Raw genomic sequence first — 20109 nt, 5'->3', positions numbered from 1 at the left:
CTGCCGACAAAAGCGGCATGCTCGAAACCGAGCAGAGGGAGCTAACCACCCTTCCCCGGCAATTGCAAGGGCAGCGCTGCGGCCGGCGTTCCCGCCGCCGGGCCCTTCGCCTTCATGAGCTCGCCGGCGTTCAGGAGCTCGCTGGCGTTGATGATCGAGGTGGCGATCTCGTCCATGGAGATGCGCTTGCCCATCGCCTGCTGGCGGATGCTCTCATAGGCCTGTTCCTCGCCGATGCCGTGCAGCGCCATCAATATCGCCTTGGCCTTCTGGATCCGCTGCATCGAGGAGAGCCGGCGCTCCAGCTTGGCGAGGCGCTTCTGCCCGTCGAGCCGCTCCTGCCACAGCCCGCGCGCCAGCAGCAGGTTGGTGAGCACGCCGAACGGCCGGATCGGCCGGTCCATCGCCGCCAGCACGCCGATGTCGAACAAGATTTCCAGCGTCGAGGGGTTCTCGTAGTCGACGATGGCGATGATCGCCGGCGGGATGCCGTCGATGTTCCGGCACAGTTTGAGGATGTCGGCGCGGCATTCGTGGTCGACGGAGAGGAACACCACCGCGACATTGGCGGGAATGTCGCGCGGGATCGGCCAGGTCGCCTCGGCGTGGCAGCCGATGCGGCGCAGATGCTCGGTCAGCATGCGCCCGTCGGCATCGGCCGGATGGACGACGAGGACGGGAAGCCCCTTCAGGCTCTTCAGCGGCGGCATGGCCATGGTCAGCCGATCCCCGCCGGCTGCGGTCCGAACGGCCCGTCCTCGAGGGCCCATGCGTCCAGGGAAGCGGAGGCGAAATAGGGATCCGGGGTGATGCGCCGGCGCGGGTCCCACACCACCTCGAAGCGGGCCTTTGCATCGAGCTTCGCCACTTTCGGCCACAGGAAGCAATGATTGTTGGCCGGGTCGATGGCGACCAGCCCCTGCGGCGCCTCGAACTGTACCTGGCCGAGCGCCTCCACCACCGCCTCGCGGGCGGTCGAGCGCGCCTGCGCCACCGCGCGCGCCGCGAGATGCACCTGGAAATAGGCGGCTTCCGCCGCGGCGGTGACCGGCATTTCCGGCCCGACATGCTGGCGCCAGGCGGCGAGGAACGCCCGGTTGCGCGGGGTGTCGAGGCTCTGGAAGTACGGCGCGGCGGTCAGGTGTCCCTCCGCCGCCTCCGCCGTCATCTCCGCCACCTCGGCCTCGCCGGTGGTCAGGCTGGCGATCGGCCGGCGCCCGGCGTCGAGGCCGGCGCGGCGATAGGCGTCATAGAACTGCGCCGTGCCCGAGCCGACGATGGTGGAGAACACCGCATCCGGCTCCAGCCGGGAGATCTTGCGCAGCACGCGCTCGAAATCCTCCGGCTTCGGGTCGAGCGGCACGTAGATTTCGTCGAGGATGCGACCGCCCGCCGCGGTGACGAGATCCGAGAAGATGCGGTTGGACTCGTAGGGGTAGATGTAGTTCGAGCCGACCAGCAACATGCGCGGGCCGTGATGCTGCATCAGGTAGCGCACCAGCGGCTGCGAGTTCTGGTTCGGCACGGCGCCGGTATAGATGCAGCTCGGCGAATATTCGAAACCCTCATAGAGGGTGGGGTAGAACAGCAGCGCCCCGCGCGCCTCCACCACCGGCAGCACCGCCTTGCGGGTGCTCGACATGTAGCAGCCGAAGACGAGTCGCACGCCCGCCTCCTCGACCAGCCGCGTCGCCTCACGGCGGAACACCTTGGGATCGGCCTCGCAATCCTCGCCGAGGCCGACCAGTTCGCGCCCGGCGACGCCGCCGGCGGCGTTGATTTCGGCGATGGCGAGCCGGGTGGCGCTCAGCTGGGTGCGCTCCACCGCCGAGGTCACGCCGGTGCGCGAGAACAGGATGCCGATCGGCAACGGGCTGTGGTCCCAGTCGTCTTGCGACATCGCCGGCCATCCTCACAAAAAAAGCCCTCGCCGCGCGTGCCGCGGACGAGAGCTCCAACGCTCGTGCCGGTCCCCGCATCCGCACTGATGCAAGGCCGACGCCACAGGCTAGCGCGGTGTCCGAGGCCTCGCAACCCTCGGCGCGGCGGCATGGGGGATGGGCCTCGGCGGATTTCCCGCCGCCCGGCCTTCACGACCACCCCTCCCTTGCGCCCCTTCTTCGTGCCTGCCGGCGTGCGATCCGGCAAGCGAAAGAGCGAATGGACAAGTGGGAAGCCGCAAGGCAGCCTAGAATGACTCCACCTTGGGCCGTCTCGCCTGCGCCGGGCCTTCCGGGTGGGCCGAACATCGGAAGCTATCTCATGGCTCAGTCGCCTCGACCGACCTCCCGTGCGGCGATCGGCTCGCTCCTCCTCATTGCCGGTGTCGTCGCCGTCGGTGCCGGGGCGTTCGCCTATACTGGCGGCTTCCTGTCGCCGGACCGTCTCACGCCGCCGAAGCTGGTCGCCGCGCTGGCGCCGCCGGGCGGGCCGGCGCTCGGCCATCGCCGCAACCACGCCAAGGGCATCTGCTTCACCGGAATATTCCAGGCGAACGGGGCGGGCGCGGCGCTGTCCCGCGCGCCGATGCTCGCGGCCGGCGAATATCCGGTCGTCGGCCGCTTCAATCTCGGCACGCCGGATCCCAACGCCCCGGACGCCACCGTGCGGGTGCGCGGGCTCGGGCTGCAGATCACGGCGGGAGGGCAGGTGTGGCGGGCGGCGATGATCGATCCGCCGTTCTTCCCGGTCGCGACGCCCGACGCCTTCTACGCGTTGCTCGAAGCCAGCCACAGCAAGCAGCCGGACGCGATGAAGAATTTCGTCGCCGCCCATCCGGAATTGCCCGCCTTCGGCGCCTGGGCCGGCAGTGCGCCCTATATGGCGAGCTATGCCGAGGACCAGTTCAACAGCCTCAACGCCTTCATCTTCACCAATGCCGCCGGGGCCGCCCATGCGGTGCGCTGGTCGTATAAGCCTGAGGCGCAGCCCCAGCCGCTGAGCAAGGACGATTTCACCAAGCTCGGCTCGGATCATCTGGAGACCGAGATCGCCGAGCGGGTGGCGGGCGCGCCGCAGCGCTGGACGCTGGCGCTCACCGTCGCCGAGCCGGGCGATCCCACCGCCGATCCCAGCAAGGTCTGGCCGGAAGGGCGGCGCACCGTGGAGGCCGGCACGCTGGTGGTCGAGAAGGTCGAGGACGAGCGCGACGGCCCCTGCCGCGACATCAATTTCGATCCGACCCTGCTGCCGGACGGCATCGGCGTGTCCGACGATCCGTTCCCGGCCGCCCGCTCCGCCGCCTATGCGCGCTCCTTCAATCTGCGCACCGCGGAATGGAGGGACTATCCCTACCAGGCGCCGGCCGGTGCCGCCCCGCAAGCCAAGCAGCCCTGACAAACGGTGATTCGATGAGCTCCGATTCCGCGCATTTCACCGTCCTCCAGCGCGCGCTGCACTGGCTGATGGCGATCGGCATCCTCGCCATGCTGTTCATCGGCGTCGGCATGGTGTCCACCGTGGCGCCGAAATATCTGCCGCTGGTGGAGACCCACAAGACGCTCGGCATCGCCATACTGGTGCTGGCGCTGTTCCGGCTGGCGGTGCGGTTCATCTATGGCGCCCCGGCGCTGCCGGCCTCGATGCCGGCGCCGATGAAGCTTGCCGCGCATCTCTCGCATTACGGCCTCTATGCGCTGATGATCGGCATGCCGCTGATCGGCTGGGCGATGCTGTCGGCCGGCGCCTATCCGGTGGTGCTGTATGGCGGCATCCGCCTGCCGGCGATCCTGCCGCAGAGCGACCAGCTGCACGCGCTGCTGTGGCAGGCGCATGTGTATCTCGCCTTCGCCTTCTTCGCGCTGATCCTCCTGCATCTGGCGGCGGGACTGTTCCACGCGCTCATCCGCCGCGACGGCGTGTTCGAGAGCATGTCGCCGCTGCCCGGCGCCAGCACGCGCGCGGAGACCACGCCGGCCGAATGACCGGAGGCGCCGGCGGCAGCGCTGCGCGGCACGGATGATCGCCGGCCACCTCCTCTATGCGGCCGCCGGTGCGAGGAAGACCCGCCGGCGGCCCCGCGACCGCCATGCTCCCCGCTGCGATGGATGTCCGGCCGCGATCCTCGCCCGTCGGGCGGGGGCGGCCGGCGGCATGTCGACGCGGCCGGCGCCGCGAAGGGCGATGCCCGGATCCCGGCGACACCCCGGGCCGCCACGGCCGCGGCGCAACAGAAAGCCCGGCGCGAAGGCCGGGCATTCCGTGTCGTCAAGAAGCGACGGCGCTCAGGCGGCGGCTTCCTCGGCGTCGGCGTCGTCAGCCTCGTCCACCTCGGCCTCCTCGCCCTTGCCAAGCCGGCGCGGGCCCTTCTGGAGGTTGGCTTCGATCGACTTGATCGCCTCGGTCTCGGTCAGGTTCTCCACCGCCCCCAGCTCGCGGGCCATGCGGTCGAGCGCCGCCTCATAGAGCTGGCGCTCGCTGTAGGACTGCTCGGGCTGCGCGTCGGAGCGATAGAGATCGCGCACCACTTCGGAAATGGCGACGATATCGCCGGAATTGATCTTGGCCTCGTATTCCTGGGCGCGGCGGCTCCACATGGTGCGCTTCACCCGGGCGCGGCCCTTCAGCGTTTCCAGGGCCTTCTTCATCACCGCCGGCTCGGAAAGCTTGCGCATGCCCACGGACGCGATCTTCGGCACCGGGACGCGGAGCGTCATCTTGTCTTTTTCGAAATGGATGACGAAAAGTTCGAGCTTGAAGCCCGCCACTTCCTGCTCTTCGATCGACGTGATGCGTCCGACGCCATGCGACGGATAGACGATATGCTCGCCCGTCTTGAAACCCTGACGGACGTTGGTGGACGGCTTCTTCGTCGACATGCTGAGCCTGCTCCTGGGTCTCTGTTCTTCGGCACCCGGCCACCTCGGCCGGCTTGCCCTCCCGGATCGCTCCGGGCATAAGACACACCCGGCACCGGTGGATACCGATGCCGTACCATCAGCCGAAAACGGAAAATCGGGTGTCTCCGGCACGCGCACGACGGCGTGTCAGACCGAACCCTTCATCAATTCCGGGGAGGGCGCTCCAAATCGGGAGCGTTGCGCCATGGCAAACCCAATCGACTGCTCGAAAGAGGTTATAGCACAATTTCGCACAGAATCAAAACACTGCCGCAACGCAGCGCGCGTGCGACCTCGATGTCGCGCGCGGGGGTACAGGCGTTCGGCGATCTGTCGAAGCGTGGCGACGCACGCCGCTTCGTCAGTCCTGCTTAGCGGGTTCCGGCGAGAGATACTGTAGCTTGTCGGCTACACCATCCCATTCCTTGGCATCCGGCAGCGGGTCGCGGCGCTCGGTGATGTTGGGCCACACCTTGGCGTATTCCGCGTTCAGCGTGAGCCACTTCTCCAGCCCCGGCTCGGTGTCGGGCTTGATCGCCTCGGCCGGGCATTCCGGCTCGCACACGCCGCAGTCGATGCATTCGTCGGGGTGGATGACCAGGAAGTTCTCGCCCTCGTAGAAACAGTCGACGGGGCACACCGAGACGCAGTCGGTGTACTTGCACTTGATGCAATTGTCCGTCACGACGTAGGGCATTGATCCTATCTCCGTGCGGGACGCGTGATTTACCCGCGGCCCTTACCTAGCGCATGTTCCGCAAAAACCGAAATGCCTTTTGCGAGGAGAACATGCTCCCGATCATCGAACCGAGAGCGCTTCGGCGGGATATCGCATCCGGCCAAGAAGCGCTCTAGCGCACCGCCTGCCGCCATGCAACCGGGCATCGGCGCCCAAGCCCGCCGCGCGCCCGCCTGCCGGGCCGATCCGACCCGTCGGAAGGTCCGACCCGTCGGAAGGTCCGACCTGGGCGAGGGGCAGGCCTGCGCGCATAGCAGACCTGGACGTCGGCCCGTTGAACCACATCTGGGCCATCTGCCGATTCCGCCCTGCCTGCGGCTCGAGAGGGCCGGCCGCGAGCGGTTACCCAGCGTCCTGCCCGGCATCGCCGGCCTGCGATGGCGCGTCGATATCGAGATAGGTCGCCTGCGCGGCCTGCGCATCCCCCCGGCGTTCGGAAAATCCGATCACCTTGAGCAGCCGCACCCGGCCAGCGAGGGCGACGGTCAGCACGTCGCCGAGCCGGACCACCTGGGCGGGCGCGCCGACCCGCGTGCCGTTCAGCCGCACATGGCCGGCGCGAACCAGTTCGGCCGCGGCGCTGCGGGTGCGCACGCAGCGCGCGTGCCAGAGCCAGACGTCGAGACGATGTCGCTCGCCGGCCAAGCAGGCGTCTCCTATTTCCCGTCCTTCTCGGCTTCCATCTTCGCCTTCAGCGCCAGCAGCTTGGCGAAGGGCGAATCCGGGTCGACCGGCTTGTCGCGGCGGGGCGGCTCGTTGCGCGGCGCGCGGTGATCCGGGCGCTGATCGTGACGCGGTCCGTCGCGGAACTCGTTGCGCCGCTCGCCGCCCCGGCGCTCGCCACGCTCCTCCCGCCCGCCGCCGGTGCGCTCGCCGCGCTCCGGACGGGGGGCGCGATCCGGCCGCTCGCCACGCTCGGGACGCGGACGGCGGTCGTCGCGCCGATTGTCGTCGCGTCGGCCATTCTCGCGGGCGGCCTCGCCCGCGGGACGCGGCTGCGCGTCGCGGGGTTGTCCCTCGCGCGGCTGCCCTTCGCGGGATTGCCCTTCGCGGGATTGCCCGTCACGCGGCTGCCCGCGCTCGAAGCGGCGGCCGCCCTCGGCGCCCTCGCCCTGGCGCGGCGCCCCGCGCTGGCCGCGCGGGCTGCCACGGTGGTGCGGCTGGCCGGGCGGACGGCCGGGCCGCCACACCTCGATCATCGCCGGCTCCGCCGGAGCGGCGTCGGTGGCAACGGTTTCGGTGGCAACGGTTTCGGCGACCGGTGCCTCGGCGGCCGCATCCCCGGCGACGTCCACCGTATCGGCCGCGCTCTCGGCCGCCGGCGCTTCCGCCACGGCCTCCAGCGCCGGTTCCACCGTCTGGTCGAACACCGGATCGGTAAACACCTCGCCGCTGACGGCGGTGACATCGGCCGCCGGCGCGTCGGTCGTCGCCTCGGCGGCGGTCTCCGCTCGCTCGGCGGCGGACTGCGCCGCGGCTTCTGGCTCAAGCGCCGGTTCCACCGTGTGGTCGAAGGCGACATCGGTGCCGAGCGGAATCCCGGCGCCGGCATCGGCCGCGGTTTCGGCGGTCGCGGCCTCGATGACGGCAGCGTCCGAAGACGGCACCGCCGCCTCGGCAACCGCCGGCACGGCCTCCACCGGCGCGGTCTCTACCGGAGCTGGGCGGCGCTCCATGCGGTAGCCGAGCGAGCGCAGGATCGAGGCGAAGTCCTCGCCGGCGCAGCCGGCCAGCGAGGTCATGGCGACGGTGGCGGTGAAACCGTTGCCGTCGAAGGCGCCGGCCGGCTTCTCGCCGGAGGCGCCGGGGCGCCAGGCCAGCGCCGGGCGGATCAGGTCGGCGAGGCGCTCGAGGATGTCGACGCGCACCGCCCGCTCGCCGGCGACGCGGAAGCCGACGGCGCGGTACAGGCCCTTCTGGATATCCGGGTCCACGGTGATCGAGGTGCGCCCGGAAGCGGCCAGATGCGGCAGCTCGTCGAGGCCCTTCTGCTGCAGCCCGCCATGCTTCAGCGCCCAGAACTGGGCGGCCAGCGCGCGCGGCGCCGGCTTCAGCAGCGCCGGCAGGTAGATGTGGTGGGCGCCGAAGCGCACGCCGTGGCCGCGCAGCACCGCGCGCTGCTCCTGCGGCAGCGTCTTCATCTCCTCGGCGACCTTCTGCCGTTCCAGCACGCCGAGCGATTCGACCAGCTGGAAGGCGATGCCGCGGGCGATGCCGGTGACGTCCTCGGCGCGGCCGAGCGCCATCAGCGGGCCGAGCAGCTTCTCGGTATGCGCCTTCAGCCACAGCTCGATGCGCGCCTGCACCGCGTCGCGGGCGGCGCCGGTCAGGTGCTCGTCGGCGATGATCTTGAGGCGCGGGGCCAGCACCTCTTCGCCGGGGATCAGCTTGGCGACCGGGTCGCCGATCCAGCGCAGCGTGCCGTCGGCGGAGAGCACGAAGGCGTCGTCGCCGGCCTCCGAGAGCCGCGTGGCGCGCGCCTCGATCTCGCCGGCCAGCGCCTTCTGGGCGGTGGTGCGCAAGGCTTTCGCCTCCGGACCGCCGGCGGAGGCGTCCGCCGCGAATTGGAATCCGAGCAGATGGCCGATCACATGGCCTTCCACGACGACGTCGCCGGTCTTGGTGATTTCTGTATCGAGCATTGCGTTTTCCCGCAGGCGCCGCATCAGGACGCTCGTCCGTCGGTCGACGAAACGGTTTGCCAGTCTTTCGTGAAGCGCGTCGGAGAGTCGGTCCTCCACGCGCCGTGTTATCCCCTGCCAGTGCTCCGGGTCGTCGAGCCAGTCGGGACGGTTGGCCGCGAAGGTCCAGGTGCGGATCTGCGCGATGCGTCCCGACAGCGTGTCTATGTCACCTTCCGTCCGGTCCGCCAAGGCCACTTGTTTGGCGAACCAGTCCGTCGAGAGCTTTCCCTCGCGCATCAGGTAGTCATAGACCGTGCCGACCAACTCGCGATGCGCGCCCGGCGACACCTTGCGGTAGTCCGGCAGCCCGCAGGCTTCCCACAGCCGCTCCACGCCGGCGCGGCTGGTGGCGAAGCGCCGCACTTGCTCGTCGCGGGCCATCGCTTCCAGCACCTCGACATCGTCGGCGGTGGGCGCGCGGGTCAGCCCCTCCTCGCGCGGCGGCTCGGCGAGCGTGCGCTGCAGGCTCTGGATCGAGCCGAAGTCCAGCGCGGTGTTGCGCCATTGCAGCACGCGATGGGCGTCGAAGGCATGGCTTTCCAGCCGCTCCACCAGCTCGGCGTCGAAGGGCGGGCAGCGCCCGGTGGTGCCGAAGGTGCCGTCGCGCTGCGCCCGCCCGGCGCGGCCGGCGATCTGCGCCAGTTCGCCTGGGTTGAGCCGGCGGAACTGCCAGCCGTCGAACTTCACGTCGCCGGCGAAGGCGACATGGTCGACGTCGAGGTTCAGCCCCATGCCGATGGCGTCGGTGGCGATGAGGTAATCGACATCGCCGTTCTGGTACATCGCCACCTGGGCGTTGCGGGTGCGCGGCGAGAGCGCGCCGAGCACCACCGCCGCGCCGCCGCGCTGGCGGCGCACCAGCTCGGCGATGGCGTAGACCTCGTCGGCGGAGAAGGCGACGATGGCCGAGCGGCGCGGCAGCCGGGTGATCTTCTTCTCGCCGGCGAAGCTGAGCTGCGACAGGCGCGGGCGCACCAATATGTTCGCGCCCGGGATCAGCTTCTCGATCAAGGGCCGCATGGTGGCGGCGCCGAGCAGCAGCGTCTCCTCGCGGCCCCGCCGGTTGAGCAGCCGGTCGGTGAAGACATGGCCGCGGTCGAGGTCGGCGGCGATCTGGATCTCGTCGAGCGCCACGAAGGCGACGTCGAGGTCGCGCGGCATCGCCTCCACCGTCGCCACCCAGTAGCGGGCATGCGCCGGCTTGATACGCTCCTCGCCGGTGACCAGCGCCACCTGGTCGGCGCCGGCGCGCTCGACGAGGCGCTGATACACCTCGCGGGCGAGCAGCCGCAGCGGCAGGCCGATCAGCCCGGAGGAATGGCCGAGCATGCGCTCGATGGCGAGATGGGTCTTGCCGGTGTTGGTCGGCCCCAGCACGGCGGTGACGCCGCGCGCGCGCATGCGCGGCGGCAGCGGGGCGAGGGAAGCGGCATTGGCGGCGCGGGCGATGTCCGGCGGGGCGGCAATGTTCATAAGGTAGCGTTCACCAGGCGACCGTTCCATCGAACCGGAAGGGTGGCCGTTCTAGCATAGGGACCGCGCCATCGGCGAATCGCGCCGAGGGGCGAGGCAGCGAGCAAGGCGAAGGGCCACGGCGACGGGGCCGCTTTCGGCGAGGTAACCAGTATGAGCACGCCGCCGCGACCCGGCTTCCGCGCCGCCCTGGAAAGGACCGGCCTGCTCGGCCGTATCGCCGGCTTCGATCCGCACGTGGTCGGCACGCCGCCGCTCGGCCTCGATCTCGCCGGCAGCGACATCGATATCGTCTGCCACGCACCCGATCCGAACGCCGTCGCCCGTCTCATGTGGGATCATTTCGGCGATCGGCAACATTTCCTGCTGCGGCGGTGGCGCGCCGGCGATCGCCCGGTGATCGCCTGCTTCACCGCCGCCGGCTGGCCGTTCGAGGTGTTTGCCGCGCCGCGTCCGGTGGCGGAGCAGGCCGGCTGGCGGCATTTCCGCGCCGAGCAGCGCCTGCTGGCACGCGGCGGCGAGGCGTTGCGCGGGGCGGCGGTGGCGCGCCGGCGGGCCGGCCTGAAGACCGAGCCGGCCTTCGCGGCGGCGCTCGGCCTTGCCGGCGATCCATATGCCGCGTTGCTGGCGCTCGGCGACGATAAGGACGCGGCGCTCGACCGGGTACTGGCGGCGGCCGGCTTCAGCGGCCCGGGCCGGCCTCCGGAAGGCTCCGGCACAGGCCGGATCACGAATGGATGATCGGTTGAGCTGCCGCGCCGGCGGGTTCGTACAGGGGGCGTCATGCCGAGAGCATGCAGCAATGGAGACGTCCCATGTCCCGCACAACAACGCCGTTCACCTTCCGGAATGTCGCCATGTCGGCCGCGGCCGCCGGCTTCCTGATCGCGGTTCCCGCGCTTGCCGCCACCTCGGTCATGGTCGGCGGCGCGCCGATGATGTCCGATGCGCGCATTCCCGCCAACGCCTCGAAGGCGAAGAACCTGACCACGCTGGTCGCCGCGGTGAAAGCCGCCGGGCTGGTCGACACGCTGAACGGCGACGGCCCCTTCACCGTCTTCGCCCCGACCAATGCCGCGTTTTCCAAATTGCCGGCCGGCACCGTGGACAAGCTGGTCGAGCCGGGCATGAAGAAGCAGTTGACCGAGATCCTCACCTATCACGTTGTGCCGGGCCGGCTGACCGCTGCCGACCTCAAGGCCCAGGCGATGAAGCATGGCGGCAAGGCGACGCTGAAGACCGTCGAGGGCCAGACGCTGGTGGTCGAGGAGAAGATGGGCAAATGGGTGGTGGTCGACAGGGCCGGCCATGTCGCCACCATCGAGACCCCGGACGTGCTTCAGGCCAACGGCGTCGTTCACGTGATCGACACCGTGCTGATGCCGAAGTCCTGATGCGTCCCCAGCACCGATGAGTTGACGATCCTCACCCGGCCGGGCGAGGGGCGCGCCGGGGCGCCTCTTGCCCGGCCGTCCGGGCAGGGGGCAGGGGGCGGGGGGCAGGGACCGGGGGCCGGGGCGCTACGGCGCTGCCGCCTTCGAGGGCGCGCCACCCTTGGGGATCATCGGCTCGGTCTGGAAGGAGACCGCCTCGATCTGCGCCACCCCGATGGCGGTCGCCACCGAGGCGCGGAACGGGGCGAGCACGCGCGTGCCGGCCACCGGGGCCAGCCACACATACATGTCCTTGTTCCGCGTCATGTATTTGACGCTGGTGCGGTTGGCGCGATGCCCCGCCACCGGCTTGTAGGCGATGCGGCACACCAGTGCCGGGCCGGCATAGCCCTTCTCCGCCTTCACCTGGTCGACGCGCTCGAAGCTGAGGTCGAGGTCGTAGCGCTGGCGGCCGTCATAGATCGGCAGCAGCCGCTCGCAGTTCTTCGGCGCCATCAGGTCGCCCGAGCCCGGCGCCAGGAACAGCGCCGCCGTCATCGGGTCGAGCACGCCGCGCTTGTCCTTGTCGGATACCGGCACGCGGTCGGCGGCGGCGGGCACCGGTGGCTCCACCTTGGTGTCGGTGACGTTGCCGCCGGCCAGCGACAGGCGGATCGCCTCGGCCTTCCTGTCCGTCTCCGCCTCCATGGCGAAGGAGCGCGGCATCAGCCCGTCGCGCTGCACGGCGCCGCGCGCGCCTGCCGATCCCTTGCCGGAGGACACCGCCTGCACCACGCCGGTGAGCCGGGCGCTGCCCGAGGCGGTATAGGAGCCGTCATCCACCTCCAGCAGGAAGGCGGCGCGGCCCAGCTCCAGCCCGGCGAGCGACAGCTTGTAGCGGGCTTCCAGCTTGCCGTCGGCCAGGGCGGGGGCGACCCCCGCCAGAATGCCCGCCAGAATGCCGGCGGCGCTGCCGGCGGCCGCCAGCGAACGCGGCAGATGGGACGGCACGAGGCGCGACAGGCGACGCGGCAAGGGACGCGACATGAAGGACAGGCTCCGGCCGCCGCGGGACGCGGGCGGTGAATCACAATGGGGAATCAGTCTATTATGATTCCCGATGGCGGTCGAAGCCGGCGGAACTGTGACGGTTTGGCTGCGCCCCCATCACCTGTGCGCGAGACGCGCGCGGCCCGCCATGATACATCATCCCGCGACCGGCTGGCCGGCTCGCGGGCAGCGGTCGTCGCGGCGGGGGGCTGTCATCGCCGTGTCTTGAGCCTTGACGTGCGCGGGCCGCTTGCCTATAGGAGCGCACTCTTTCACGGATGCTGCCTGCAAGAACGCAAGGCTCGATATTCGGGTCCGGCGCGCGGTAGCTGCGAACATTAAGGAATTCCACGATGTCTCGTCGGTGCGAACTTACCGGGAAGGCGGTTCTGACCGGCAATCTCGTGAGCCACTCCAACCGCAAGACCCGTCGGCGCTACCTGCCGAACCTGGTGAACGTTACCCTCACCAGCGATGTGCTGAAGCGGTCGGTGAAGCTGCGCGTGAGCGCCAATGCCCTGCGTACCGTCGATCACCGCGGCGGCCTCGATGCGTTCCTCCTCAAGGCCAGTGCCGAGGAGCTGTCGCAGAAGGCCGTCGAGCTGAAGCGCGCGGTGCAGAAGGCTTCGGTCGAGGTCGCGGCGGCGTGATCCGGGCCTGAGCCGATGCTGATCGCCGGAACGCGGGTTTCGCTGCGCGCACTGATGCTGCCCATTGCCGCCATGATGGCGGTGGTGGCGGCGTCGAATGTGGCCGTCCAGTATCCGGTGCGGTTCTTCGGCCTGGAGGAGGCGCTCACCTGGGGCGCCTTCACCTATCCGCTTGCCTTTCTGGTCAATGACCTGACCAATCGCCGCTTCGGGCCGGCGGTGACGCGTCGCGTCGTCTATGCCGGCTTTGCCCTCGCGGTGCTGCTGTCGGTGTGGCTTGCCACCCCGCGCATCGCGCTCGCCTCCGGCAGCGCCTTCCTCGTCGGCCAGCTCCTCGACATCACCGTCTTCAATCGCCTGCGCCGCATGAGCTGGTGGCAGGCGCCGCTCGCCGGCAGCCTCATCGGCTCGGCGCTCGACACGGTGCTGTTCTTTTCCCTCGCCTTCGCGGGCGATGCCGACATGTCCTTCCCCGTCACCTATGCCTCGACCGGCATCACCGTGCCGCTGTGGGGGGGCCTCGCCTATTTCGACTTCCTGGTGAAGCTTGGCTGCGCGCTGGTCGCCCTGGTGCCCTATGGCGCGCTGATGGGCCGGATGAAGCCGTGGGCGGCGCCGAATTCGACGCCGATGTCCGGCACCTCGGCCTGAATCGGGCCTGATTTCGGCCTGATCCGGTCGCACCGGCCATTTTCAGTCGCCGATCGGCCTGATCGTACACCTCATCATCCTCACTGGACGACGGCGAAACGCAGCAGCACGGTCCGCTGCAGCGGCGAGAAATTATCGTCGGACAGCACGGTGAGGAGGATCTCTCCCGCTGAGCCCCGGGTCACCGCCAGCGCCTCCATATTGTCGATGGCGGCAGCCCGGTGGGCTTCCATCAGGATATCTCCCGAAAGTCGAGCGCCGTCAACCAGTTGCGTGAGCTCGAACCGGCGGATTCGCATGGCCACGCCGCGCAGCGGATCGTAACGCCGCTCCAGCAGGTAGACCTTGCCATCCGGGCCGACGGACATGTCGGTGGCACTGAATTCATCAATTCTTTCAATGGCAAAGCGCCCTATCAGCGCCGGCTTGTCGAGCGGGGAGAACAGGAAGCCGGGCAGGATGTCCAGATCCTTCGGATCCTGCTCGGCGATGGCGATCAGCGCCGCCGGCTTGCCGGCGGGAGAAGCGGCGAGCGCCTCGATGCCCTCATTGAAGCCGAGATCGGCTATCCCCTTGAAGGATATCAGCTGTTTCCCCCTTGAGGTCAGCGGGTCGGGCCCTCGGAACTGCCAGATTTCGTGACGCCGTTCGATGCCAACAATCACGCCTTCCCCGGTGACGGCCAGCGATTCGCTGTCGCCCAGCCCCCGGGAATCCAGGCTGCGCCCATCCGTCGCCATCAGCGGTGCCATGCGTATATCCGCGAGGCCCGTGGGGCGGCCGTCCTGGTTGGTGAGGGTGGCGGAGAGCCAATAACCCTTGTCCGTCAAAGCGATAAGCTTCTCGCCGCTGGCGTCGAGCGCCATGCCGGATAGGCCGCCGAAATGGTCGTTCGGCGAGGTCAGCGTCAGACCTCCGCGAAATTCCACCGCGCCGATCCGTATCCGTCCGCTGGTGTCGAAGGCCTCGATCGGGGTGGCCCGCACCTCGATCGGAATCGTCTGAGCCGTCGCGGCATAAGCCGACACCGATAAAAAACCGATTAAAATCAATGACCTGATGTCGATCATCGCGAACTCCGAAACCGGGGATCCAGCTTCATATTGCGACGCCGTTCATTTCCATGTCATGTCAGTCCGGGGGCGTGGAAGGGGAGCATCGGTCGTTGGCACGCAGCGCGGTCACCCGAAATCCATCCGGCAAGGAGGCGTCGCCCGCGACGCCCAAATCCCGGTCCGGTCAGCGCTCCGCGCACCCCAAAACCCCGCGCCGGCTGAAGCAGATCGAAGCCAAGCACACCGCGATACTCGATGCCGCCCTCGGCTTGTTTTCCCGCGCCGGCCTGCACGGCACCACGGTGGAGCAGATCGCCGAGGACGCCGGCGTCTCCAAGACCAACCTCTTCTATTACTTTGCCTCCAAAGAGGAAATTTACGTCGCGGTGCTGAGCCGCCTGCTCGATGAATGGCTGGCGCCGCTGCGCGCCATCGAGCCGGATGCCGATCCTGTGGTCGCCATCGGCGAGTATATCCGCCGCAAGATCCTGTTCTCCCGCACCCAGCCCGCCGCCTCGCGCCTGTTCTGTCTCGAGATCGTACAGGGGGCGCCGCTGTTGAAGCGCGAGCTGGAAACCTCGCTCAAGCAGCTGGTCGATGCCAAGGCGGCGATGATCCGTGGCTGGACGGCGGCCGGCAAGCTCGCCCCGGTCGATCCGCATCACCTCATCTTTGCCATCTGGGCGACGACACAGCATTATGCCGACTTTGCCGGGCAGATCGACGCGCTGCTCGGCACCGGCCTCGACGACGAAGCTTTCGCCAATGCCGCCGCCGAGAATGTCAGCCGCATCATTCTTGAAGGAATTCGTTTCCGCCCAATCCCTTAGTGGCAAGTGTCGTCTTGCCCGCGCCCGCTGCGCGCCGGTTGCGCGCCTCCTGGAGATGCCTGATGCACCGTCGCACCTTCCTGCGCTCCGCCATGGGCGTTTCGCTCGCCACGGTGTTCGCGGCGCCACATGCGGGCGAGGGCGCGCCCGTGGGACCGGCGCTGGATATCGAGGCGCTGCTGTTCGATCCGGCGGCGCCGGTCGGCGGCAATCCGGCCGGCGACGTCACCATCGTCGCGTTCTTCGACTATAATTGCGGCTATTGCAAAGCTTCCGCGCCGGCCTTGACCAGGCTGCTCAAGAGCGACGGCAAGATCCGCCTCGTCTACAAGGACTGGCCCATCCTGCACAAATCGTCGGTGACGGCCGCTCGCCTCGCGGTAGCCGCCAAGTACCAGAACCGCTACGAGCCCGCCCATCATGCTCTCATGGGATTGCAGGGCCGTTCCATGAATGAGGATGGCATGGCCAGGGCGCTGAAACGCGCTGGCCTCGACCTCGCCCGCCTGAATGCCGATGCGGAAAAGCATGTCGAGCCGATCGCCGGATTGCTGAGGCGCAACAACGAACAGGCGGTGGCACTGCAGTTGCCCGGCACGCCGGTCTATCTCGTCGGCCCCTACAAGGTCGCCGCGGCGCTCGATTATCAAGGCTTCGTGGATGTGGTCGCGGATGCCCGCCGCCGCGCGGCGGAGCGATAGGCATCCGGCGCGCCGACCAGCCATGGAAAGGAAATTGCCGTGACCATCTCACTCTCCGGGCGCAACCGCATGCCCGCCTTCGGCAGCGACAACATGGCCGGCATGTCGCCGCAGATTCTCGAGGCGCTCGCCCGTTGCAACGAGGGCCCGGCACGATCTTACGGCGCTGACGAGGTGAGCGCGCGGCTCGAACGCCGCTTCGCCGAACTGTTCGAGCATGAAATCTCGGTGCTGCTGGTTTCCACCGGCACGGCCGCCAATACACTGTGCCTCGCCGCGGCGACGCCGCCCTGGGGGGCGGTGCTTTGCCACCCGCTGAGCCATATCGAGAACGACGAATGCGGTGCGCCGGAGTTCTTTACCGGCGGCGCCAAGCTGGTGCCGGTGGAAGGACCGCTCGCCAAGATCGAACCGGAGGCCCTGCAGGTTAAGGCGCGTCTCGGGAAGGGCGATGTGCATTCCGTCCAGCCGGCTTGCGTCAGCATCACGCAGGCGACCGAGCTTGGCACGCTCTACACGCCCGACGAGGTCGCGGCGCTCGGCGCCATCTGTCGCGAATCCGGCCTCGCGCTGCACATGGATGGTTCACGCTTCGCCAATGCTTTGGCGGCGCTCGACGTTTCGCCGGCGCAGATGAGCTGGAAGGCGGGTGTGGATCTGCTTTCCTTCGGCGCGACCAAGAATGGCGCCATGGGAGTCGAGGCGGTGATTGCCTTTGCTCCGCAACGCGGCCACGAACTGGAGCTGCGACGCAAGCGTGGCGGTCATCTCACCTCCAAGATGCGCTTTCTTGCGGCGCAGATGGAGGCCTATCTCGCCGACGATCTATGGCTTGGCAATGCCCGCCACGCCAACGCCATGGCGGCGCGGCTGGCGCGAGGGCTGGCGGGAATCGAGGGCGTGGAGGTGCAGGAGGGCGCGCGAGCCAATATCCTGTTCTGCAAGCTGCCCGAGGGCATGGCAGCGGCGTTGCTGGACGCGGGCTTCTATTTTTATGCAGACCGCTGGGCGCCGAACGTGGTGCGGCTCGTCACCTCGTTCGCGACGACGGCGGCGGATGTCGATTTGTTTGTCGCGGCCGCGCGCAGCTTCGGCATGGCGCCGGTTGCCGGACGGAGCTGACGCAGGAAATCCGCGTCTCCGAACGTGCTTCCCCGGGCGGCGAGATTTCCACAGGCTTCGTGAAACCGTGACAAAGGGCGTTGCAATCCGGCTCGGCATGGGGCATAGAGGCGCCCGTTCGGACTGCGGCGCTGCCAGCCGGTTCGACGGGAGCGGTGCGGGTGTAGCTCAGGGGTAGAGCACAACCTTGCCAAGGTTGGGGTCGTGGGTTCGAATCCCATCGCCCGCTCCAGTTTTTCTTAATAATATCAACATATTGCTAGATGTTCCCGAGGCGCTTTTTTGCTTCGAGTTGCATCGTCGAGCCATATGGAAGCAAAATGGAAGCGGCTGGCTGAATGCCGCCGGCACCGCTGTCCTCACCAAATATGAGCTTATCTTTCGTGGTGTTCGCCCTTGCCGCCAAGTGGTTGGGTAGCGCCATGTCTGGTCATTCCGCTCGAACGCAACCCGGCTCTCTTCGGTTGGCGTAATATTGTTGGGCCAAGCTATCACCCCCATGAGAGGACAGCTTCGTCCCGGATCAGAAGTCGACAGACCAGACCTCTATCCCATGGCGTTCGAACTGCGGCCAGCGTTCGTTACCGGGAAACAGAGGTGACATGAAGAACACGTATCTATGCCGCTCCATACGTCCCGCTAGCTTGCTAAGATCCGCTGCTAGTTTGCCGTTGTTGCGCGGGTTGACGGCGGCCAAGGTCTCGGCACCGACATAACCAGCCTCGTGGCTCATGATATCGAGCTCGAGCAATGCGTGGGCCCCGGGGCGAGTCGAAGCCCGGACACATCCGGATGCAGCTCCAGCAGCTGCCGGGCGGCCGCTATTGCGACGGCGAAGGTCCATGTCTGGTTGATCTGCTCGATCAGATTGAGTGGCCGGTCGTCGATAGGGTGGAATCCGATCGGATCGAACTTCATCCGACGCAAGAGGTCGAGTGGGTCACCCGATTGCGCCGCAATCCACTCCCGGGCGCGTGCTGCCGAGGCACGAACGATCGCCATCAATTCGTCGGCGTCGCCGGATGTCCGGATGACGATATCCCTCGTCACTCCCGTCCTGGTCGACCCGGAGGGCAGCCTCGACCGCCGCAATCACTGGGAGAAGACCAGCCATTCCCTCCTGGTTGGGCCATCCTGCATGTCCTCTATGCCGAGACGGACAAGACATTGGCCGGGTTTGTCGCCTTCCTCTCCGATCCGAAGCGGCCGATCAAGACGACGCTCAGGACGATGATGACGACGCCCCATCTCGGGGAGGCCGGCCCGCACCCCGTGGTCGCCAGCGCCGCCCGCGAACTCCTTAACAAATCGGACAATGAGCGCTCGGGTGTCCTGAGCACCGCCATGAGCTTCCTCTGCCTCTATCGCGATCCCGTAGTCGCACAGGTCACGCGCCGCTGCGACTGGCGCATCGCCGATCTCGTTGGCGACCCGCGCCCGGCGACGCTCTATCTCTTGGTGCCCCTGAGCGACATCAGCCGGACCAAGCCCCTCGTGCGCCTGGTCCCCAACCAGATCGGAAGGCGGTTGACCGAGGAACTGCACGCCACGCAGCGCCGGCATCGCATGCTGATGATCCTCGACGAGTTCCCCGCGCTCGGCCGCCTGGATTTCTTCGAGAGCGCGCTCGCCTTCATGGCCGGGTACAAATTGAAGGCCTTCCTGATCGCTCAAAGCCTCAATCAGATCGAGAAGGCATACGGCGCGAACAACTCCATCCTCGACAACTGCCATTTGAGGATCAGCTTCGCGACCAATGACGAGCGGACGGCCAAGCGGGTCAGCGACGCCCTCGGCACGGCCACCGAGATGAAGGCGATGAAGAACTATGCCGGCCATCGCCTCTCGCCCTGGTTAGGCCACCTGATGGTGTCGCGATCGGAAACCGCGCGGCCGCTGCTCACCCCCGGCGAGATCATGCAGCTTCCCCCCGCCGACGAGATCGTGATGGCCGCGGGCTCACCGCCGATCCGGGCGAAGAAGGCGCGCTACTACGAGGATCCGCGCTTTCGCGAGCGGGTGCTGCCGCCCCCTGCCCCGCAGCGCTGCGCGCGAACATCCCGCACCGACAACTGGTCCGCCCTGCGGCCGCAACAGCTGGACACCGGCTTGCTCGCCGAGATCGCCAAGGCCGAGGCCGACACGGCCAATGCCGGCCTGCGGCGCGAGCCCGAGTCGCCGGATCATGTCGCCATCGCCAGGGAGACGACCCCGCCGCGCCCGTCGGAGGAGTTCGCAATCATGCTCGACGACGAGCCGGAAGACGTCGTCCGCCAGCGCCAGGTCCTGCGCCGGCAGATGGGTTGTGTCGCACGCCAGGTCTCGCTTGATCCAAATGACGGCTTGGACCTGTAGGCGCCGGCATGCGCGAGCACCTCAACTTCACCTTGCCCGCGGAGCTGATCGCCCGGATCAACGAGCTTGCCGAGCGCCGCAAGATCCCGCGCTCGGCAATCGTCGAGGCCGCCATCGCCTCCTTCTGTCCCCCGATGCCGCCGACCTGCGCGAGGCCGCCTTACCCGGCGCCTCGACCGGCTCTCTCGTCGGAGCGCACGCATCGAGCGCGATCTGCGAGTCACCACCGATACGCTCGCGCTGTTCGTCCGCTTCTGGTTGACGATCACCCGCCGCTGCCGGGCGACGCCCAGGCCGCGGCGCAGATCAAGGGTCGGGAGCGCTACGAGGGCTTCATCGAGACGCTCGGCAAGCGCCTGCAGAAGGGTCAGAATTTTCTGACGGAGATTCCGGATGATGTCGGTGACACAGTTGCCATTGGTGATGAGCCAGCTTGAATTCAGTTTGCGGCCCGTCTCGGAGAATCGTGCTTGCGTCCGCCCGACCGCTTCCCGCCCGAGGCTGTGTGAGAACTCCCTGTGGGTCGTCGCGCAGGTTGTTGCCATGGCGCGCGTTAGCTCCGTTCACCCGGTTATCGCCTTGAGGGTC

20 protein-coding genes, 1 tRNA gene and 2 pseudogenes are annotated in these 20109 nt (G+C 68.2%); 12 read left to right on the top strand and 11 right to left on the bottom strand.

Annotated features, from left to right (window positions below; genetic code table 11):
* Nucleotides 1–41 precede the first annotated feature (41 nt).
* Nucleotides 42–716 carry an ANTAR domain-containing protein gene (locus J2X65_RS13845; protein WP_310201941.1) on the bottom strand — a complete coding sequence of 225 codons (675 nt, stop codon included), beginning with the start codon at nt 714–716 and terminating at the stop codon, nt 42–44.
* 2 nt (nt 717–718) lie between these two features.
* Nucleotides 719–1900 carry a transporter substrate-binding domain-containing protein gene (locus tag J2X65_RS13840; RefSeq protein ID WP_310201939.1) on the bottom strand — a complete coding sequence of 394 codons (1182 nt, stop codon included), beginning with the start codon at nt 1898–1900 and terminating at the stop codon, nt 719–721.
* A gap of 362 nt (nt 1901–2262) precedes the next feature.
* Here J2X65_RS13840 and J2X65_RS13835 point away from each other — a divergent pair, with 362 nt between their 5' ends.
* Together J2X65_RS13835 and J2X65_RS13830 are read left to right on the top strand one after the other, a co-directional pair.
* On the top strand, nt 2263–3336 hold the full coding sequence (locus J2X65_RS13835) for a catalase family peroxidase (RefSeq protein WP_310201938.1): 1074 nt from the start codon (nt 2263–2265) through the stop codon (nt 3334–3336).
* Nucleotides 3337–3350: 14 nt separating this feature from the next.
* Nucleotides 3351–3923 carry a cytochrome b gene (locus tag J2X65_RS13830; RefSeq protein WP_310201936.1) on the top strand — a complete coding sequence of 191 codons (573 nt, stop codon included), beginning with the start codon at nt 3351–3353 and terminating at the stop codon, nt 3921–3923.
* Between the two features lie 300 nt (nt 3924–4223).
* Here the strand turns inward: J2X65_RS13830 and J2X65_RS13825 are convergent, their stop codons facing one another.
* From J2X65_RS13825 to J2X65_RS13810, 4 genes are all read right to left on the bottom strand, one after another.
* Complete coding sequence (locus J2X65_RS13825; RefSeq protein ID WP_404977709.1) at nt 4224–4976, bottom strand: CarD family transcriptional regulator; 753 nt, start codon at nt 4974–4976, stop codon at nt 4224–4226.
* 223 nt (nt 4977–5199) lie between these two features.
* Nucleotides 5200–5535: a ferredoxin FdxA gene (gene fdxA, locus J2X65_RS13820; protein WP_310201932.1), complete on the bottom strand. Its 336-nt coding sequence runs from the start codon at nt 5533–5535 to the stop codon at nt 5200–5202.
* Nucleotides 5536–5919: 384 nt separating this feature from the next.
* Nucleotides 5920–6222: an RNA-binding S4 domain-containing protein gene (locus tag J2X65_RS13815; RefSeq protein ID WP_310201930.1), complete on the bottom strand. Its 303-nt coding sequence runs from the start codon at nt 6220–6222 to the stop codon at nt 5920–5922.
* Between the two features lie 11 nt (nt 6223–6233).
* Nucleotides 6234–9734, bottom strand: a complete 3501-nt coding sequence (locus tag J2X65_RS13810; RefSeq protein WP_310201927.1) for a helicase-related protein — start codon at nt 9732–9734, stop codon at nt 6234–6236.
* Nucleotides 9735–9887: 153 nt separating this feature from the next.
* Here J2X65_RS13810 and J2X65_RS13805 point away from each other — a divergent pair, with 153 nt between their 5' ends.
* Both J2X65_RS13805 and J2X65_RS13800 read left to right on the top strand, forming a co-directional pair.
* Nucleotides 9888–10475: a DUF4269 domain-containing protein gene (locus J2X65_RS13805; protein ID WP_310201925.1), complete on the top strand. Its 588-nt coding sequence runs from the start codon at nt 9888–9890 to the stop codon at nt 10473–10475.
* A 74-nt stretch (nt 10476–10549) separates the two neighbouring features.
* Nucleotides 10550–11128, top strand: coding sequence for a fasciclin domain-containing protein (locus J2X65_RS13800; protein ID WP_404977708.1), 579 nt, complete (start codon nt 10550–10552; stop codon nt 11126–11128).
* Between the two features lie 126 nt (nt 11129–11254).
* Here J2X65_RS13800 and J2X65_RS13795 read toward each other — a convergent pair whose 3' ends face one another.
* Complete coding sequence (locus J2X65_RS13795) at nt 11255–12154, bottom strand: DUF3108 domain-containing protein (RefSeq protein WP_310201923.1); 900 nt, start codon at nt 12152–12154, stop codon at nt 11255–11257.
* A 356-nt stretch (nt 12155–12510) separates the two neighbouring features.
* Between J2X65_RS13795 and rpmB the strand changes: the two genes are divergently transcribed.
* Entirely contained in the window at nt 12511–12807 is a 297-nt protein-coding gene (rpmB, locus tag J2X65_RS13790; protein WP_310201921.1) for a 50S ribosomal protein L28, read from the top strand.
* Nucleotides 12808–12822: 15 nt separating this feature from the next.
* A complete protein-coding gene (locus J2X65_RS13785; RefSeq protein WP_310201919.1) occupies nt 12823–13458 on the top strand; it encodes a queuosine precursor transporter in 636 nt (211 codons plus the stop codon).
* Nucleotides 13459–13538: 80 nt separating this feature from the next.
* Here J2X65_RS13785 and J2X65_RS13780 read toward each other — a convergent pair whose 3' ends face one another.
* The gene (locus J2X65_RS13780; protein WP_310201917.1) at nt 13539–14528 is read right to left on the bottom strand and encodes an esterase-like activity of phytase family protein; all 990 of its coding nucleotides are present in this window, start codon (nt 14526–14528) and stop codon (nt 13539–13541) included.
* Nucleotides 14529–14731: 203 nt separating this feature from the next.
* Here J2X65_RS13780 and rutR point away from each other — a divergent pair, with 203 nt between their 5' ends.
* From rutR to J2X65_RS13760, 4 genes are all read left to right on the top strand, one after another.
* Nucleotides 14732–15343, top strand: coding sequence for an HTH-type transcriptional regulator RutR (rutR, locus tag J2X65_RS13775; RefSeq protein ID WP_404977716.1), 612 nt, complete (start codon nt 14732–14734; stop codon nt 15341–15343).
* Nucleotides 15344–15405: 62 nt separating this feature from the next.
* Nucleotides 15406–16044, top strand: a complete 639-nt coding sequence (locus tag J2X65_RS13770; RefSeq protein WP_310201913.1) for a DsbA family protein — start codon at nt 15406–15408, stop codon at nt 16042–16044.
* Nucleotides 16045–16089: 45 nt separating this feature from the next.
* A complete protein-coding gene (locus J2X65_RS13765; RefSeq protein WP_404977715.1) occupies nt 16090–17166 on the top strand; it encodes a threonine aldolase family protein in 1077 nt (358 codons plus the stop codon).
* A 157-nt stretch (nt 17167–17323) separates the two neighbouring features.
* Nucleotides 17324–17398 (top strand) — tRNA-Gly (locus J2X65_RS13760).
* Between the two features lie 27 nt (nt 17399–17425).
* Here the strand turns inward: J2X65_RS13760 and J2X65_RS13755 are convergent.
* The 3 genes from J2X65_RS13755 to J2X65_RS13745 all read right to left on the bottom strand — a co-directional run bounded on the left by J2X65_RS13755 (nt 17426) and on the right by J2X65_RS13745 (nt 18216).
* Complete coding sequence (locus tag J2X65_RS13755; RefSeq protein ID WP_310201909.1) at nt 17426–17590, bottom strand: hypothetical protein; 165 nt, start codon at nt 17588–17590, stop codon at nt 17426–17428.
* A gap of 99 nt (nt 17591–17689) precedes the next feature.
* Complete coding sequence (locus tag J2X65_RS13750) at nt 17690–17899, bottom strand: hypothetical protein (protein WP_310201907.1); 210 nt, start codon at nt 17897–17899, stop codon at nt 17690–17692.
* On the bottom strand, nt 17896–18216 hold the full coding sequence (locus J2X65_RS13745; RefSeq protein ID WP_310202317.1) for a hypothetical protein: 321 nt from the start codon (nt 18214–18216) through the stop codon (nt 17896–17898). The genes J2X65_RS13750 and J2X65_RS13745 overlap by 4 nt, the downstream gene beginning before the upstream one ends.
* Here J2X65_RS13745 and traG point away from each other — a divergent pair.
* Both traG and J2X65_RS13735 read left to right on the top strand, forming a co-directional pair.
* Nucleotides 18212–19521, top strand: a pseudogene (gene traG, locus J2X65_RS13740) (IncP-type conjugal transfer protein TraG); the annotation flags it as partial. The gene J2X65_RS13745 and the pseudogene traG overlap by 5 nt on opposite strands.
* Nucleotides 19522–19529: 8 nt before the next feature.
* Nucleotides 19530–19958: pseudogene (locus J2X65_RS13735) on the top strand (ribbon-helix-helix protein, CopG family).
* The last annotated feature ends 151 nt before the right edge of the window (nt 19959–20109 follow it).

The sequence above is a fragment of the Ancylobacter sp. 3268 genome, assembly GCF_031456575.1.
Lineage (GTDB): Bacteria > Pseudomonadota > Alphaproteobacteria > Rhizobiales > Xanthobacteraceae > Ancylobacter.
This window is presented reverse-complemented; position numbering and strand designations above follow the sequence as displayed.